Source organism: Photobacterium sp. GB-72 (assembly GCF_003026095.1).
Taxonomy (GTDB): domain Bacteria; phylum Pseudomonadota; class Gammaproteobacteria; order Enterobacterales; family Vibrionaceae; genus Photobacterium.
This window is the reverse complement of record NZ_PYNV01000001.1, coordinates 470,768-484,825: the sequence shown is the minus strand read 5'-3', so window position 1 is coordinate 484,825 and position 14,058 is coordinate 470,768. Positions and strand designations below refer to the sequence as shown.

The window sequence follows — 14,058 nt, the reverse complement described above, 5'->3', positions numbered from 1 at the left end:
ATAAATTTATGCACAAGCTTGAACAATATAATCTTCATCCAACGCAGATGCTTGCGCAGTTACCGGAGTTTATGAAAGCGATTAATGCATTGATTGATGATTTAGGGATTTCACTGGCTGATTACCAAGCCGATCACATTGCATTACGTGTCAATGATCAAGATGTGGCGCAACAGTTACATCAAGCCTGGCTGAGTTATGGCCAAGAATGGTCTAACAATATGATCAATGGTCGTCCCATTGTGATCATTGGGTTTGAACAGTCATTAGCCGTAGATGGATGGACAATCGAAGCGTTAGAGTTGCCTTATCCGAGTGATAAAGTTTATCTGAAGCAAGGGTGGGAACATATTGAGTTTGTGGTGCCATCTAGTGCACAAACGATTGAAGAATTAAAAGCAGATTTACTAGAACAATTACCACAATTAGATTGGGATGGGTTAGATGCGAAGGGGATCAAAGTAAAAGCCAGTTTACCATCCGGTGAAGATGAGCGTTTAGCTAATCCTACTTTTGCGTTTAAACGTGATGGGGTATGTATTAAATTACACGGACACTCGTTAAAAGCAGTATTAGAAAGTGAACAAGCCTAGTTGCTGTAAATACGAATAATAAAAAGCGTAGTAATCCCCAAAGATTACTACGCTCGCTTGGTCAATATTGTCTTTTTCTGATTATAAAATAACCGTCCGGTTACCATAGACAAAAATACGATCGTCTACCGCAAGGCCTAATGCTTTACTGAGCACAGATTTTTCTACATCACGACCAGACTTTGCCATTTCAACTGCACTGAAACTATGATCAACAGGGATGACGTTTTGGGTTATGATTGGCCCTTCATCAAGATCGTTAGTTACAAAGTGTGCGGTTGCACCAATGATTTTTACACCACGTTCAAATGCTTGTTGGTAAGGCTTAGCGCCAATAAATGCAGGTAAGAAACTGTGATGAATATTAATGATTTTATTAGGGAATTGTGCAACAAAATTAGGCGTTAAAATACGCATATATTTCGCCAGTACCACGTAATTTGGTTGATACTGTTGTACCGCTTCTAATAGTTTTTGTTCGTGCTCTTCACGGCTTAATCCTTCATGGCAAACATGATGGAATGGAATATCAAACTTTTCCGTTAGCCCTTGTAGGGTGTCGTAATTACCAACAACCGCAGCAATATCGATATCTAATGAACCATCGAAGGCTTTAACAAGAATATCACCTAGGCAGTGCGCTTCTTTTGTCACCATGATGATGATTTTTTTGCGATCAGAACTGATTAAACGGCGTTTGCTGCCTTTGGGTAAAGCATGATCAATATCTGCGAGGAAGGTTGTATCATTAAAATAGCCTTCAAGCTCAGTACGCATGAAAAATTGATTATGGGTGTTATCAACATATTCCTTATTGTTGATAATATTTAGTTGGTGCTTATGACAAATGTTGGTAATTTTGGCGATTAGTCCCATTTCATCTGGGCATTCCGTGAGGAGTGTTTTCTTTTCCATGTCGTTTCCTGACTGCGATTCACGCATATAATACATTGCGTGTTACAAAGATCTTAATTAACTATTACCTAGATTTAACCTTATGGTCAAAGTATTTATTTGTTAGGTGATGTTATTAATAAGAAAGTGATGTCGTTAATTTTTGTAATCGATGGATAGAAGACTAGTCGAGTAGTTGGATAATTGGCATAATGAATACTGTATATATAACCAATAGTGCGAAGTAAATGATAACGAAGTTTTTTGCCTCTGGTGGCGCATTAGATAAAGCCATCCCTGGTTTTCAGGCTCGCCAACCTCAAATTGATATGGCGAATGCTGTGGCAGATGCGATCAAGAGTGAATCTCAGCTGGTGGTTGAAGCGGGAACGGGGACAGGTAAAACCTTTGCTTATGTGATCCCCGCTTTGCTTAGTGGTAAGAAAACTATTATCAGTACAGGCTCTAAAAACCTTCAAGAGCAATTATTTCACCGTGATTTGCCATTAATGGCTGATGCGATTGGCTTTACGGGGCGTGTCGCGTTATTAAAAGGGCGAGCAAATTATCTGTGTGTAGATCGTTTAAATCGCCAAGTGATAGAAAGCCATGATGTGGAATCTGATCCTACGTTATTAACACAGTTGGTTAAAATTCGACAATGGTCTTCATCATCGAAAAGCGGCGATTTTGGTGAATGTGAAGATGTTGCAGAAGATAGCCCTGTCATTCCATTGATTACTTCGACCAATGATAACTGTTTAGGCCGTGAATGCCCCTCGTATGATGATTGTTTTGTCGTTAAAGCACGTCGCAAAGCAATGGAAGCCGATGTAGTTGTTGTTAATCACCATTTATTCTTAGCCGATTTAGCCATTAAAGAAACAGGCTTTGGTGAATTAATTCCTGAAGCTGAAGTATTTATCTTTGATGAAGCCCACCAAATGCCTGATATTGCCAGTCAGTACTTTGGCCAGAGCCTAACCAGTCGCCAATTAATTGAACTCGCGAAAGATATTGATATTGGTTATCGCACAGAAGCGCGTGATATGCGCCAACTGCAAAAAACGGCAGATAGGTTACAGCAAGCTGCGTTTGAAATGCGGATTATTTTAGGTGATCCTGGGTATCGAGGAAATTGGCGAGAAGCATCACAAACCCCTGCTGTTCAACGGGAATTGACTCGACTGTCAGATGCATTAGATCTTACCTACGATGTACTTAAGCTGGCGTTAGGTCGAAGCCAGTTACTAGATACTGCCTTTGAACGTGCAGCAACGCTAAAAGCCAAACTAAAACGAGTATCAGATACTGCAATTACAGGCTATTCCTATTGGTATGAATGTACACCGCGCCAGTTTAGTTTAAATATCACGCCGCTCTCTGTTGCGGATAAATTTAAAGAGCAAATGGCTGAGCAAAAAGGGGCATGGATCTTCACTTCAGCAACCTTAGCCGTTGATGAGAACTTCACCCACTTTAGTCATCGCTTAGGGTTAGAGCCAAAGCAACAATTCTCGCTTGAAAGTCCGTTTGATTACAACGAGCAGGCGTTATTATGTGTACCTCGCCATTTACCTGAGCCTAATAGTTATGGTCTCGCTAATAAATTGGTTGATATGTTAGCGCCTGTGATTGAAGCGAATAATGGTCGTTGTTTTTTCTTGTGTACTTCTCATCAAATGGTACGCGATCTTGCAGAAGGGTTTCGTGAGAAGCTGAGTTTACCCGTGTTAGCGCAAGGTGAAACAACGAAACAAAAGCTACTTAATGAGTATTTGGCTCATGGTAATGCATTATTAGTGGCAACGGGGGCGTTCTGGGAAGGGATTGATGTTAGAGGGCAAGCCCTTAGCTGTGTTATCATTGATAAATTACCGTTTACAGCACCAGATGATCCATTATTAAAAGCACGTATTGAAGATTGTCGTATGCGTGGTGGTGATCCTTTTGCCGATGTCCAAGTACCTGATGCGGTGATCACCTTAAAGCAGGGTGTTGGGCGTTTGATCCGTGATACTAAAGACAAAGGCGCATTGATCATTTGTGATAACCGATTAGTAACAAGGCATTATGGCGCTGTATTTTTACGAAGTTTACCACCGATCCCTCGTACACGTAGTGTTGAAGGGGTTAGTGACTTTTTGTCTACTATTAATAACAATAACGTTATTGAAGATGACAACCAACATTCAGAGGCTTGAATGAGCACCAAAATTTTGGCAGTTGATACTGCAACTGAAAATTGTTCTGTTGCCCTATTAATGGGTGATGAAGTTATCTCTCGTTGTGAATATGCACCACGTGAGCACACAACAAAAATTTTGCCTATGGTAGATACAGTTCTGGCTGAAGCTGGTATCAAGCTAAACCAACTCGATGCATTGGCTTACGGCCAAGGCCCTGGTAGCTTTACTGGTGTTCGTATCGGCATTGGTATTGCGCAAGGTTTAGCGTTTGGTGCCGATTTACCTATGGTGGGCGTGTCAACATTAGCTGCAATGGCGCAAGGTACTTACCGTGTCCATCAAGCTGACAATGTATTATCTGCTATTGATGCTCGTATGGGCGAAATATATTGGGGTCAGTATCAGCGTAAAATAGATGGTGACTGGCAAATTATCGGTGCAGAGCAGGTGATTGTACCTGATGCTTTAGTTGAATCTGTTCAGACCGAAACGGGTATTTGGTTAACAGCGGGTACAGCGTGGGAAGTGTATGCTGATACTCTAGCTAAGTTACCTTTTGAAATGCAGCAGGGCTCGGTGTTATATCCTGATTCACAAGACATGGTTCACCTAGCGAAGTTTGCTTTTGCTCGTGGTGAAAGTGTTAGCGCAGAAGTGGCTAGTCCTGTGTATTTACGTGATACTGTGACATGGAAAAAACTGCCAGGTCGCGAATAATTAAATAAAGAGTAGTGGCGGGCGCTGCTACTTTTTCTTTATCCTAATTTTTTAAATGGATGATGAGAGGAGATTATGGTTACTATCAATCATGGTGTTATATCATTACCATCAAAACCATTTAGTTCAACCTCACAGACCTCTAGTACGAAAGCGAGCACTTCAAGTGATACGGTTTCATCAACGTCTGTTTTATCATCGTTATCGACAACACAACACGCAGAGTGGGCGAGTCAAGAATATCGTCAATTACAGTATGATCGCCCTGATGGTAAACATCAGAAAGCATTATCTATGTATATGGATGTCATGCTGCATGATAGAAAAGAACAACTTTCCGATCTTATCGGTATCAATATGGTTGTTTAAACCAACGAATACTTTCCTTATTATTCTCATCGTTATCACGTTAATTTAACGTGTCCGTAGACTATGCCTAAATAATTACTTTTGCTGTAATATTGAACAGTTATGTTGAGGTTTTATATGTTTCGCACGCTATTTCTTGGGCTGATATTAATCTTTATGGTAGGCTGCGCCAGTGTTCCAGCCAGCTTGCAGACCAAAACGAAAAATCCTATCACGGATTTACGCGTTATCACCGAGCATCCTACTGTAATGCAACATCAGGAAGTAAGGTTAGGTGGCATTATTGCTTCAATTAAAAATGAAGCAAAGCAAACACGCGTTGAAATAGTCGCATTGCCGTTAACCTCTGACGGTAGACCAATATTGAACAGTAAACCCCAAGGTAGATTTATTGCGAATGTACCTGGCTTTCTTGATCCTATCGAGTATGCCAAAGGACGTTTACTGACAGTTGTCGGGCAATATACTGAAATGCAAAAAGGTAAAGTTGGAGAGTACGATTATACTTTTCCTGTGGTAAATGCTTCAGGTGAGCAAATTTGGCAAGTACAGCAACAAATTCAAATGGAAGCACCAATGCGATTTAATCGTTGTATTGGCATTAACTGTGGATTTTGGGGCGATGATTACTTTATGCCGCCGTTTGGCATTCAAGGGCGCGTGGTTGATAGAGTGATAATGTAAGTCATGGAAGTAACAACATTTAAGCTGGCTGAATTAGAATTAGCGGGACTGACCAATTTCTCATTATCGTCGCCGTTAGAGAATAACAAACCCGTGTTGTTATTTATTCATGGTTGGCAAGATAATGCTGCGACGTTTTCATCACTTTGGTCACGACTAGAGGACGATTTTAATCTTGTTGCCATTGATTTGCCTGGACATGGTTTATCACAATCTCGAAGTGGGGATAACTATTATCATTTTTTCGATTATATTGATGATTTACACCAAGTCATTACACAGCTCCCCACCACTCGCGTGTGTCTTGTTGGCCACTCATTAGGGGCGATTATTGCCAGTTGTTATAGCGCAGCTTATCCTCAATCAATAGATAAGTTGGTATTAATTGAAGGCTTGTCGCCATTAGTGGAAGAGGCCGAACAAACGGTTGAGCGGTTAAAGCGTGGGATTAAAAGTCGACAGCAATACCGTAAAAGTAGTGAACGTCGTAAAGCAAGAGCAATGAGCTCTTTTACTGAAGCTTTACAATTACGTGCCAACGTTAATGATTTACCCATGGCATGTTTAGAGCCTGTTGTGAAGCGGGCAACGGTTAAGCGTAATGGGCTGTGGTACTGGCGACATGACCATCGCCTGCGTTGTGAATCACTCTACCGGATGACACAACAACAAGCACAAGCAATTATGTCGTCAATAGAAGCACCCATTTATTCGATTGTCGGAAGTCATGGATTTCCTCAACTGCGTGATGATCCGCAGGATAAATACAAGCTTCAACAGTTTTCACAGGTAGTGATTGACGGGGGGCATCATTGCCATTTAGAACAGCCAGATACAGTATCGAATTGTATTAGGGCTTTTATTTCCCTCGAGAGAGATTAATCTTCGCTTTTCAATGAGTAGCTTCAAAGTTTCTACTCAGTTAATTTGGCAAGATGTTAATTATAAGTTAAGTATACTGTACTTGAATGTAAACGCATGTTTGATTTATACGTACAGTATTTACCTGTATTCCTGTATAGGTATTAAAGCAGTCTAATAATAAGGAGAATGCGAGTGGATAAGGTTTGGCTTAGCCGCTATCCGAATGATGTACCGGCAGAAATTAATCCGGATGCATATTCATCATTAGTTGATATGTTTGAACAATCAGTACGTAAATATGCTGATCAAACTGCTTTCATTAACATGGGACAAGTTATGACCTTCCGTAAATTGGAAGAGCGTAGCCGTGCCTTTGCAGCTTACCTTCAAAATGAATTGAAGCTACAAAAAGGTGACCGTGTTGCTGTAATGATGCCAAACTTACTGCAATATCCTATCGCGCTATTCGGTATTTTACGTGCAGGTTGTGTTGTGGTTAACGTCAACCCGTTATACACCCCACGTGAGTTAGAGCACCAATTAAATGACTCTGGTGCAAAAGCCATTGTTATCGTGTCTAACTTTGCTCATACCCTTGAAGCTGTTGTTAAAAATACAGGTGTTAAAAATGTAATTTTAACCAGCCTTGGCGACCAATTGTCTCGTCCAAAAGGTACTTTGGTTAACTTTGTTGTTAAGTACATTAAGAAAATGGTGCCTAAGTACCATTTGCCGCATGCGACTTCAATGCGTATCGCACTGCGTAAAGGCCGTCGTATGCAGTATGTTAAGCCATTTATTACTGGCGATGACATGGCATTTCTTCAATATACAGGTGGTACAACAGGCGTCGCTAAGGGTGCAATATTAACGCATCATAATATGGTGTCTAATGTCATGCAGGCGAAAGGTGCATATGGTCCTGTGCTAACAGAGGGGCGTGAGCTCATTGTTACCGCTTTACCGCTTTATCATGTATTTGCATTGACAGTAAACTGCTTATTATTAATGGAAATGGGCGGTCAGAACTTACTGATCACGAATCCACGTGATATTCCCACTTTTGTCAAAGAGCTTCAACGTTATCAATTTACAGCAATTACAGGTGTGAACACCTTATTTAATGCGCTGATCAACAATGAAGATTTCCAAGAGCTCGATTTTAGTAATCTACGTCTTTCTGTTGGCGGCGGTATGGCGGTGCAACGTGCTGTTGCTGAAAAGTGGCAGAAAATCACCGGTAATTACTTATTAGAAGGGTACGGTTTAACCGAGTGTTCACCACTGGTTGCAGCATACCCTTATGATTTGACGCAATATAACGGTTCAATTGGCCTGCCTGTCCCTTCAACTGAAGTGCGTATGGTTGATGATGAAGGTAATATTGTGGGTATCGACGAAGTCGGTGAATTACAAGTTCGTGGTCCTCAAGTCATGAAAGGTTACTGGCAGCGTCCTGAAGCCACTAAAGAAGTATTAACAGAAGATGGTTGGCTATCGACGGGTGATATCGTTAAATTTGATGATGAAGGCTTTTTGCATATTGTCGATCGTAAGAAAGATATGATCTTAGTGTCAGGTTTTAACGTTTATCCTAATGAAATCGAAGATGTTGTTGCGCTACATGACAAAGTGCTTGAAGTCGCAGCGATCGGTCAGGCTCATGAAGTGTCTGGAGAAGTGGTTAAGATATGTGTGGTGAAACGCGATCAAAGCCTCACAAAAGATGAATTGATAGCGCATTGTCGTCAACATTTAACAGGTTATAAGATACCTAAAATTGTTGAATTTATGGATGACTTGCCAAAAACCAATGTAGGTAAGATTCTACGTCGCGTATTGCGTGAAGAGTCTGATAAAAAAGCACAACAATAAGTGTTTGCGATAATAAATATGTAAAAAAGCCCATCAGTTTTTGCTGAAAAGTGTTATTACATACTATTGCGCGATATTATAGATGCCGACATTACGTCGGCATTTTTCTTAATATAATTTACAAAAAGGTTAATGATTTAGCCCCACACCGAAAAGGTATCATGTGAACTTCGAGATAATTACAACAACCGAGCAATTACAACAGCGTTGTGACTCAGCCAGAACGCACTCTGCCGTTATGCTTGATACGGAATTTGTCCGTACTCGTACGCTATACCCGCGTTTAGGTTTGATTCAATTATTCGATGGTGAGCAGTTATCGTTAATTGATCCATTAGAAGTGGAAGACATGGAGCCATTGTGGGCACTGTTACGTGATCAATCGGTGATGAAAGTGCTTCACGCCTGTGGTGAAGATCTAGAAGTATTTCAGCATCATGCCGGTTGTTTACCAACACCAATGTTTGATACTCAGTTAATGGCAGCTTTCCTTGGACAAGGTATTTCAACGGGCTTTGGTGCATTAGTGAAAGAATACGTTGGTGTTGAGCTTGATAAAGGCGAAGCGCGTACCAATTGGCTTGCACGTCCATTAACGGCAAAACAACTCGATTATGCCGCTGCCGATGTTTATTACTTAAAACCGTTGTTTGAAAGTTTATTAGCTAAGGTTGAAGAACGGGGCTATATGGAAGCATTACAGCAAGAATGCCTATCTGTAATACACCGCCGTATTAAGCCCGTTGATCCAGAAAAAGCGTATCTTGATATTAAAAACGCATGGCAGTTAAACCCACAGCAACTTGCTGTTTTGCAAAAAGTTGCAGCTTGGCGAGTACGTGAAGCGCAGAAACGGGATATCGCATTAAACTTCATTGTCAAAGAATTACATTTATGGAAATTAGCGCGTTTTAATATTAAATCACGAGCTGAGCTTGAGAAAGCAGATTTTGAGCCAATGGAGATCCAACGTCACGGTAACCGTTTATTGAAAATGGTGCATGATTGCGATCGTATTGCAGCGCAAGATTATCCCGCGAAAATAGAGCGTTTGGTTGATTTCCCACATTATAAGCAGATGGTAAAATCCATCAAAGACGTAGTAACAGATGTTGAAAAAGAGACAGGTTTAGCGCCTGAGTTCTTAGCTTCTAAAAAGCAGATCCACCAAGTATTATCTTGGGCATGGAAGTATCAGCGTCAAGATGAAAAACGTCCTGAAATGTTGAAAAACTGGCGTTGTGATTTATTTGAGCAACGTGTATTAAAGTTATTAGACGAAAAAGCCTAATTGATTACTACGTCCTAAAAGAAAAAACCCGCCATCTGCGGGTTTTTTTGTATTAACGTTCTTCGTCAGGTAACGTCACGTTAAGTTCGAGTACGGATAAATCTTCCTCTTTATGATCAAGGTTCACAGACACTTGATTTGGGTCGATTTGAACGTACTTACTGATCACATCTAAAATATCTTGTTTTAGCTGGGGTAGGTAGGCTGGAGCCGGTTGTCCAGCACTACGACGTTCAGCGACAATAATCTGTAACCTTTCCTTTGCTACATTCGCTGTTTTCGTCTTTTTCGGGCGGAAAAACTCGAGCAGTGCCATATAAAGTTAGCCTCCAAATAAGCGTTTTAGGAAGCCTTTCTTCTCTTCCTCTAAGAATTTAAATGGGCGTTCCTCACCCAATAAGCGTGCTACTGTATCTTCATAAGCAATGCCAGCATCAGATTCTTTATCGAAAATAACGGGCTCACCCTTGTTAGATGCGTTTAGCACAGCTTGGCTTTCAGGAATAACACCTAAAAGAGGGATGTGTAAAATTTCTTCAACATCTTGAACGCTTAGCATTTCACCTTGCGTTACACGTGTCGGGTTATAGCGTGTTAGTAGTAAGTGTTGTTTAACTGCGTCTTTACCATCTTCTGCTCGGCGAGACTTAGAATCTAGAATACCTAAAATACGATCAGAGTCGCGAACAGAAGAGACTTCAGGATTCGTTGTTACAATCGCTTCATCAGCAAAGTAAAGTGCCATTAAAGCACCAGTTTCAATACCTGCTGGAGAATCACAGATAATGAAATCAAAATTCATTTTATCCAAGTCATTTAAAACACGCTCAACACCTTCACGAGAGAGTGCGTCTTTATCACGAGTCTGAGATGCAGGTAAAACAAAAAGGTTATCAACACGCTTATCTTTAATTAATGCTTGGTTCAGATTTGCTTCGCCGTTGATAACGTTCACAAAGTCATAAACGACACGTCGCTCACAACCCATAATGAGATCAAGGTTACGTAGACCAATATCAAAATCGATAACCGCCGTTTTTTTACCGCATAATGCTAGACCAGATGCAATGGCTGCGCTTGAGGTTGTTTTACCAACGCCGCCTTTACCTGAAGTAACAACGATAATTCGTGCCATTTACTAAATTCCTTATTAAAACTTTTATAAAGCAAGGTGCTCGATGCTAAGCGTATTATCAGTAATTGAAATTACAACACCCTTGCCCCAGAACTCATCCTGAATGTTATCACTTAGCCAGTAGTTTCCTGCAACTGAAATTAGTTCAGATTGCAAGTTCTGACAGAAAATTGTCGCTTCTAGGTCTCCGTTGGCTCCAGCTAATGCTCGACCACGTAACGTACCGTAAATATGAATGCAACCATCAGCAATAATTTCAGCGCCCGCACTCACATGGTTGAGAATGACAAGGTCACGATTTTTAGCATAAATCTGTTGACCAGAACGAACAGGAGTGCGAATGATAAGTGCGGACTCTCGGCCTTGAACTGGCTGAGAAGATGGCTCAGCCTCAGTAGATTCTACTGTTGTTTTTTCTTTCACCGTGCGTGCGGCATTCATAATAGCAAATCCAGCAGATTTTGCTTGATTTTGTAACGCTTGTTCTTTACAACCGCTGATACCTACAGGGATCATGCCCGCGTCGACAATTGCTCGTTTTAATTGCTCAAAATTAATATCTTTGCCTGCATTAGAGATATCGATAACAACGGGAGCTGATGCAAAGAAATTAGGTGCGAGTTCAATTTTTTCTTTTAGGTGATCGGTCGCTTTTTTGATATCACCATCAATTAAATGAAGCGCAGAGAGCGTAAATGAGCTCCCTTTAAGTTCAGTCGTCTTGGTCATGGTATTTATTATGGTTAATGTTTAAATTAACCATTCTTGTTGATTATCACAAAGGTACTAGCATGGTATATTCCCGAGCAGTTAGGGGCAAGTTATCCTTGCTTTGACATGGGAAATTCAGACAAAAGTCTCATCCTGTAGGGGGAAAAATAAACCAACGGGGAATGATACGTTAAAATAGCTGTCTGAAAGAATAAGCTTTAACAAATAGGTGAATTGAAATGTTGTGTGCAATCTATAAAAGCTTAAAAAAAGATAACACATATTTATATGTAAATAAGAAAGATGATTTCTCCGATGTGCCTGAAGTATTAATGAATACATTTGGTAAACCGCAATTTGTTATGGTGATAAAGTTAGAAGGAAGAAAGTTAGCCTTGGCCGATGTTGAAAAAGTAAAAGAAGCATTAAAGACCGTTGGTTTCTATCTTCAAGTTCCACCGCCAGTAACAAATTTATTGGATCAATATAAAGCCGAGAAAGCCGGCAGAGCTAATTAAGGTTATTATGCATAAGCGTTTTATATCGGCCGTTGTGGCCTTAGGACTAGGGATTTCCTCAACAGCTTTTGCTGCTGATGAAGGGTTTAACGCATATATAAATAAATTAAAAGCAGAAGCGCGTAGTAATGGTATTTCTGAGCCTATTCTCGATTCAGCTTTTAAAGGCATTACATTTACTCATCGTGCAGTAAAAGCAGATAAAAACCAACCTGAGAAAAAGTTAACATTAGATCAATATATTCCACGCGCTGTACCTGACTGGAAAGTAAAACAAGCACGTCGTTTATATCAAGAGAATAAAACAACATTAGATCGGATAGGTAAAGAATACGGCGTACAACCACGTTTTATTGTTGCGTTGTGGGGGGTTGAAAGTAACTTTGGTAAATTACAAGGTAATTACCATGTTGTTGAAGCATTAACCACGTTGGCTTATGAAGGTCGTCGTGAAGCATTATTTCGTAAACAAGTGATGGCGGCATTACAAATCCTTCAAGAAGGACATATTACGATTGATGAGATGAAAGGATCATGGGCAGGGGCGATGGGTCAATGCCAATTTATGCCAACATCTTATTTAACCTTTGCGGTTGATGGTAATAATGATGGTAAAGCTGATATTTGGAATACTAAAGCGGATGTTTTTGCATCTGCAGCGAATTACCTAAAAAAATCAGGTTGGAATGATAAATATACTTGGGGACGTCAAGTTAAGATCCCATCATCATTATCGCCCGATTTAAAAGGTACGGGTGTAGAAAAAACCAAAACACTAGCACAATGGCAAACACTCGGTGTTCGTACTATGAGTGGTGGGAATTTACCCAAAGAAGACATTGATGCATGGTTAATTCAACCTGATGACGAACATGGGCGTGCTTACCTTGTTTATGGTAATTACCAAACATTAATGAAATGGAATCGTTCTCATTATTTTGCTTTAGCTGTCAGCCATCTTGCTGATCGTATCTAATAGCTATAACCAATAATAAAAGGTTATCTGTATTGAAAGTCAGGCACTACTGCCTGACTTTTTATTTTGATATGTGTTTTCTATATTTAAAAGCGAATAAATATTTGCCTAGACATATCTTTAAGCAATTCGAAAACAGCGTTGTTTAGATTGATGTCTATAATTCTTGGTTCATGACAGTATAAAAAAAGCCCAACTAAGTTGAGCTTTCTAAATATATGGTAGGAAATGAAATTAGATTTCAAATTCTTCTAAAGATTTACCATTTTCAAGTGCTTGCTTAAGCGCGCTTGGTGTACGGCCTTGGCCTGTCCACGTTTTTTCTTCACCGTTTTCATCGATGAATTTATATTTAGCTGGACGTGCAGCACGTTTTGCTTTTGGTGCTTTTGAAAGGCTTGCTAACAATTCTTCAGGGTCGATACCATCAGCTAATAGCATTTCACGGTATTGAGCTAGTTTTTCATTACGCTCATTTTCTTTTGCTTGTTCTTCTTCTTCAGCTTCAGCACGTTCTTGAACAACGGTAGTTAATTTCTCTAAAGCTTCTTCTAGTTGCTCTAAAGTATATTCACGAGAAAGTGCACGAAGACTACGAAGGTTTAAAAGTGCTTTCATTGCATCAGACATTTTTATATTTCCTGTTATTTTTAACTAACTGTAAATAATAATAGCAGTGTCGAATCATTTATTACAATAGTAATGCTTTTATTCATTATGTCAAAACACTTTAAACATTCTTTATTGTTAATTGTTAATAATAGCGATATTCGTATTTTTATAAAAATACGAATATCGGATTTATGCTTAATAGATGTTTAAATGGTTACAAAATGAAACATATCTGCTCGTAGGTTCATAATATTTAATGAGTGAAGCTATACTTAGATAAGATTATATTTATAAAGCAATGTTATTTTTTCTGTTGTTAAATGTTTCATGTGATGTTGTTGCAAATAATGAAACATTACGTAGAATAATCGCAACCTTGATGTAAGGTAGAGGCGCGTTATCTAATAGTAATTAACAAGAGGGTGAAACCAATGACGGTTAATGAAAGGAGCTAATGCCGAAGTAAGAGTGACGTCAAATCCTTTTTCTGGGGTTGTATTGAATAAGTGCAACACTGCCATAGTATATAATCATATTCACTATGGAGCGCTACTGTGAAAAGAGAAGAGCCAAGACGTTCTTCAAATATGGTTAACCGCCATGTTATCCAGTAGATCTCCAACCTAATTC

At 39.8% G+C, this 14,058-nt stretch carries 15 protein-coding genes and 1 riboswitch; of the genes, 10 read left to right on the top strand and 5 right to left on the bottom strand.

The genetic code is table 11. The features are described from left to right. Positions 1–8: 8 nt before the first annotated feature. Positions 9–593 (top strand): VOC family protein, encoded by a 585-nt coding sequence (locus C9J40_RS02100; protein ID WP_107245579.1) that lies wholly within the window; start codon positions 9–11, stop codon positions 591–593. Between the two features lie 81 nt (positions 594–674). Here C9J40_RS02100 and purU read toward each other — a convergent pair whose 3' ends face one another. After that, entirely contained in the window at positions 675–1,508 is an 834-nt protein-coding gene (gene purU / locus C9J40_RS02095; RefSeq protein ID WP_107245577.1) for a formyltetrahydrofolate deformylase, read from the bottom strand. A 227-nt stretch (positions 1,509–1,735) separates the two neighbouring features. Between purU and C9J40_RS02090 the strand changes: the two genes are divergently transcribed. From C9J40_RS02090 to rnd, 7 genes are all read left to right on the top strand, one after another. Continuing rightward, positions 1,736–3,691, top strand: coding sequence for an ATP-dependent DNA helicase (locus C9J40_RS02090; protein WP_107245576.1), 1,956 nt, complete (start codon positions 1,736–1,738; stop codon positions 3,689–3,691). Beyond that, complete coding sequence (tsaB, locus tag C9J40_RS02085) at positions 3,692–4,393, top strand: tRNA (adenosine(37)-N6)-threonylcarbamoyltransferase complex dimerization subunit type 1 TsaB (protein ID WP_107205592.1); 702 nt, start codon at positions 3,692–3,694, stop codon at positions 4,391–4,393. It abuts the gene before it with no gap. Between the two features lie 75 nt (positions 4,394–4,468). Beyond that, a complete protein-coding gene (locus C9J40_RS02080) occupies positions 4,469–4,762 on the top strand; it encodes a hypothetical protein (RefSeq protein WP_107205593.1) in 294 nt (97 codons plus the stop codon). A 117-nt stretch (positions 4,763–4,879) separates the two neighbouring features. Beyond that, positions 4,880–5,446 carry a Slp family lipoprotein gene (locus C9J40_RS02075; protein ID WP_107245574.1) on the top strand — a complete coding sequence of 189 codons (567 nt, stop codon included), beginning with the start codon at positions 4,880–4,882 and terminating at the stop codon, positions 5,444–5,446. Positions 5,447–5,449: 3 nt separating this feature from the next. After that, positions 5,450–6,328: an alpha/beta fold hydrolase gene (locus C9J40_RS02070; protein WP_107245572.1), complete on the top strand. Its 879-nt coding sequence runs from the start codon at positions 5,450–5,452 to the stop codon at positions 6,326–6,328. A gap of 174 nt (positions 6,329–6,502) precedes the next feature. Beyond that, complete coding sequence (gene fadD / locus C9J40_RS02065; protein ID WP_105060617.1) at positions 6,503–8,185, top strand: long-chain-fatty-acid--CoA ligase FadD; 1,683 nt, start codon at positions 6,503–6,505, stop codon at positions 8,183–8,185. A gap of 163 nt (positions 8,186–8,348) precedes the next feature. Then, the gene (gene rnd / locus C9J40_RS02060) at positions 8,349–9,476 is read left to right on the top strand and encodes a ribonuclease D (RefSeq protein ID WP_107245571.1); all 1,128 of its coding nucleotides are present in this window, start codon (positions 8,349–8,351) and stop codon (positions 9,474–9,476) included. A gap of 52 nt (positions 9,477–9,528) precedes the next feature. On the opposite strand, the gene minE is transcribed toward rnd, so the two are convergent. Genes minE through minC form a run of 3 tightly spaced genes read right to left on the bottom strand, consistent with a single transcriptional unit; the run spans position 9,529 to position 11,340 of the window. Further along, positions 9,529–9,792: a cell division topological specificity factor MinE gene (minE, locus tag C9J40_RS02055; RefSeq protein ID WP_005370595.1), complete on the bottom strand. Its 264-nt coding sequence runs from the start codon at positions 9,790–9,792 to the stop codon at positions 9,529–9,531. Positions 9,793–9,798: 6 nt separating this feature from the next. Continuing rightward, a complete protein-coding gene (gene minD, locus C9J40_RS02050; RefSeq protein ID WP_107205597.1) occupies positions 9,799–10,611 on the bottom strand; it encodes a septum site-determining protein MinD in 813 nt (270 codons plus the stop codon). Between the two features lie 24 nt (positions 10,612–10,635). Continuing rightward, positions 10,636–11,340, bottom strand: coding sequence for a septum site-determining protein MinC (gene minC / locus C9J40_RS02045; protein ID WP_107205598.1), 705 nt, complete (start codon positions 11,338–11,340; stop codon positions 10,636–10,638). Between the two features lie 221 nt (positions 11,341–11,561). On the opposite strand from minC, the gene C9J40_RS02040 reads away from it, so the two are divergent. Together C9J40_RS02040 and C9J40_RS02035 are read left to right on the top strand one after the other, a co-directional pair. After that, positions 11,562–11,840: a YcgL domain-containing protein gene (locus C9J40_RS02040; protein WP_005370601.1), complete on the top strand. Its 279-nt coding sequence runs from the start codon at positions 11,562–11,564 to the stop codon at positions 11,838–11,840. A gap of 7 nt (positions 11,841–11,847) precedes the next feature. After that, positions 11,848–12,816 carry a lytic transglycosylase domain-containing protein gene (locus C9J40_RS02035; RefSeq protein ID WP_107245569.1) on the top strand — a complete coding sequence of 323 codons (969 nt, stop codon included), beginning with the start codon at positions 11,848–11,850 and terminating at the stop codon, positions 12,814–12,816. A gap of 234 nt (positions 12,817–13,050) precedes the next feature. On the opposite strand, the gene C9J40_RS02030 is transcribed toward C9J40_RS02035, so the two are convergent. Next, the gene (locus C9J40_RS02030; protein ID WP_045183993.1) at positions 13,051–13,446 is read right to left on the bottom strand and encodes an H-NS family nucleoid-associated regulatory protein; all 396 of its coding nucleotides are present in this window, start codon (positions 13,444–13,446) and stop codon (positions 13,051–13,053) included. A gap of 361 nt (positions 13,447–13,807) precedes the next feature. Next, a riboswitch (Lysine riboswitch) is annotated at positions 13,808–13,988 on the top strand. The last annotated feature ends 70 nt before the right edge of the window (positions 13,989–14,058 follow it).

Coding starts and splice junctions, on each gene's coding strand:
- C9J40_RS02100 (WP_107245579.1), top strand. CDS start 9: ATGCACAAGCTTGAACAATATAATCTTCATCCAACGCAGATGCTTGCG.
- purU (WP_107245577.1), bottom strand. CDS start 1,508: ATGGAAAAGAAAACACTCCTCACGGAATGCCCAGATGAAATGGGACTA.
- C9J40_RS02090 (WP_107245576.1), top strand. CDS start 1,736: ATGATAACGAAGTTTTTTGCCTCTGGTGGCGCATTAGATAAAGCCATC.
- tsaB (WP_107205592.1), top strand. CDS start 3,692: ATGAGCACCAAAATTTTGGCAGTTGATACTGCAACTGAAAATTGTTCT.
- C9J40_RS02080 (WP_107205593.1), top strand. CDS start 4,469: ATGGTTACTATCAATCATGGTGTTATATCATTACCATCAAAACCATTT.
- C9J40_RS02075 (WP_107245574.1), top strand. CDS start 4,880: ATGTTTCGCACGCTATTTCTTGGGCTGATATTAATCTTTATGGTAGGC.
- C9J40_RS02070 (WP_107245572.1), top strand. CDS start 5,450: ATGGAAGTAACAACATTTAAGCTGGCTGAATTAGAATTAGCGGGACTG.
- minE (WP_005370595.1), bottom strand. CDS start 9,792: ATGGCACTGCTCGAGTTTTTCCGCCCGAAAAAGACGAAAACAGCGAAT.
- minD (WP_107205597.1), bottom strand. CDS start 10,611: ATGGCACGAATTATCGTTGTTACTTCAGGTAAAGGCGGCGTTGGTAAA.
- minC (WP_107205598.1), bottom strand. CDS start 11,340: ATGACCAAGACGACTGAACTTAAAGGGAGCTCATTTACGCTCTCTGCG.
- C9J40_RS02040 (WP_005370601.1), top strand. CDS start 11,562: ATGTTGTGTGCAATCTATAAAAGCTTAAAAAAAGATAACACATATTTA.
- C9J40_RS02035 (WP_107245569.1), top strand. CDS start 11,848: ATGCATAAGCGTTTTATATCGGCCGTTGTGGCCTTAGGACTAGGGATT.
- C9J40_RS02030 (WP_045183993.1), bottom strand. CDS start 13,446: ATGTCTGATGCAATGAAAGCACTTTTAAACCTTCGTAGTCTTCGTGCA.